Below are 2,321 nucleotides of genomic sequence, written 5' to 3'. Positions count from 1 at the left end.
ATGGCAACGAACCAGAAGCTATCGGCATGAGGGCCGAAATTCCTCGAATATGCCTCTGCATGGCCCCCGACGCCGTGCAGCGCCAGGACGAGCGGCTTGGACGGGTCGCCCGACTCGATGCAGCGGGTCCGGATTCCGCCGGCCTCGATGAAGTGCTGCTTGAAGGACACGCCCCGCAGGTCGGCCCAGACGCTGGAGAAGTTCGCCGGTCTTGTGTCGCTCATGACTCGATCTCGTTGGTTTGTGTGTCAGGCGAAGAGCGGGGTGCCGCTGGGCTTCGATGGCGGCTGCGGCTTCTCGCGCGGGATCGCCGAAAGGTCCGAAACATCGAGGACTCTCCGTATCGCAGCGCTCAGCCGGTCCACGGCTTCTCCGGGGTCCGAAGTCCCCTCCATGTCGCGCCAGGCGACCACACCATCGGGGCGAACAAGAAGAACTCCAGCTTCCTCGATCTCGCGAATGCGCTGCCACTCGCAATAGAGGTCCTGCGCTTCGGGCGAGCCCGTCACGACGACCCGGAGAAACGGGAGGTCAAGGCGCAGTGCCGCTTCCTTCCATGCGACGCCGGCGAGGCCCGTCACGACGGTAAAGAGGCCCTTACCCGTCACGTCGAGGGTCGACACCCGCAAGCCGTCGCGATCGACGAGCCACGCATGCGGGATCTTGGCACCCGGGCGCGACGTTGGCTGATTGTAGAGGCCGCGATCTCGCCGCCATTGCTCTGGCTCGCCGCCGACGTCGGGAATCACGGCCGAGGATTGGTACCGCTGGTTCATCTCGGTACCCTGGGCATTGAATTCCGTCTGCTTGAGATCAAGCGCGGCCTGCGCCGCCTTCCGGGCCGCGACGCCATCCGGACCCGGATCGCGAAAACGCGCGATGCCGGCGGCGACCGGATTCTCGGCGCCCGGCACGCGGAAGCATGCGTTCAGCGGGGCATAGTCGAGCCGGGACTGGTTGGCGCGCAGTACGATCTGCTTTCCAACCGGCGCCCGCTCCTGCGAGTAGCTTTCCAGAAGCTTCGGACCGGCCCAACCCTTCACGGCGTACGCAAGCTTCCAACCGAGGTTGTGACTGTCCTGTACGCATGTGTTGTTGCCGAGCCCGCTCGACGGCGGATGCCGGTGGACCGCGTCGCCGCCGCAGAGCACCCTACCCTTCGAATACTGGGTCACGTAGGCCTGGTTGACGTACCAGATCGAGGTTCTCACGATGTCGATGTCGACCGAAGGGTCGCCGATCAGCACCTTGATCTTCGGAATGATCGCTTCCGGCGCAAGGTCCGGCTCGCCCTTGCTGATATCGAAGCCCCAACCGGCGATCCACTGCGTCCACGGATGCACCGCCCGCAGCAGCCCCATGCCAATCTCCCCGAAGCTCGCGTCCGGAGTGACGATCCAGTTCAGGATGCTCGGCCGATGTTTGCTGTACCTGGACAGATCTGCGTTGAAGATGGTGTAGACAGTGCCGGCGCGCGCCATCTGGCCTTCGATCGGAAGCCCGAGATGGTCGACCACCATGGATCGAGCGCCGTCGGCGCCGACCATGTAGCGTGCGCGAATGGTGTACTCACGCCCATCCAGGCGATCTCGCAGCGTCGCCGTTACGCCGTCCGCATCCTGCTCATGACGGACATACTCGGTGTTGAATGCGAAGGTCGCACCCTTCTCGGCCGCCTTCTGGAACAGGATGGGCTCGAGCAGCGGTTGGATGATATCGACCATTCCGCACGGACTGGCACGCAGGTAATCGCCGCGGCGATCGTCGCCAGTTCCCCACGTCCGCATCCGGATCAACTCGGAGCCGGCCAGGCTAGTCGTGAAGGTCGTGTCGCCCATCAGTTCCCAGGGGCTCGCGTACCGCGCCACGTCGTCCGCGATCCCGAGATCGCGGAAGACCTCGTTGGCCCGCTGGTTGGTGATGTGGGCTCGCGGACTGTCGGCCATCCAGTTGCCGCGTGAGACGATGTGACTGCGAACGCCGCAGTTCGCGAGCGCCAGAGCGGTCGTCGAGCCCGTTGGCCCGGCGCCGATGATGAGCACGTCTGTTTCGTATGCCATTTGCCTGCTCCGCGATGCTTCCGCATTCGCGCGGTGTTTTCGTGATCAGTGAGCGCTTTCAGCCTGTTTGGCCGCCATCATCGCCATGCCGGCAATCCAGCCCGGAATGGCCTCGTAGAATTCCTGCTCCATCTTGAAGCGGCCGCCGGTCGAGAAGGCGCCGAAGGCGGCGACCCATGCGAGCACCTCGTTGGCACCGCGTCCCGCAACTTCGCGGACCTTGTCGGTGTCGAGCGCGTCGGCACGCCAGATCTGGCCGCT

Annotated in this window: 2 protein-coding genes and 1 pseudogene; all 3 read right to left on the bottom strand. The window is 64.7% G+C overall.

Going from position 1 to position 2,321, the window contains the following annotated elements:
- The coding region (locus AC0L2F_RS35600) for an alpha/beta fold hydrolase (protein WP_473251504.1) at positions 1-224 on the bottom strand (224 nt) is incomplete at its 3' end.
- A 24-nt stretch (positions 225-248) separates the two neighbouring features.
- Positions 249-2,060, bottom strand: coding sequence for an FAD-dependent monooxygenase (locus AC0L2F_RS35595; protein ID WP_007609505.1), 1,812 nt, complete (start codon positions 2,058-2,060; stop codon positions 249-251).
- Positions 2,061-2,105: 45 nt separating this feature from the next.
- Positions 2,106-2,321: pseudogene (gene mhpB, locus AC0L2F_RS35590) on the bottom strand (3-carboxyethylcatechol 2,3-dioxygenase); the annotation flags it as partial.

The organism is Bradyrhizobium sp. Ken64 (genome assembly GCF_055807555.1).
This window is presented reverse-complemented; position numbering and strand designations above follow the sequence as displayed.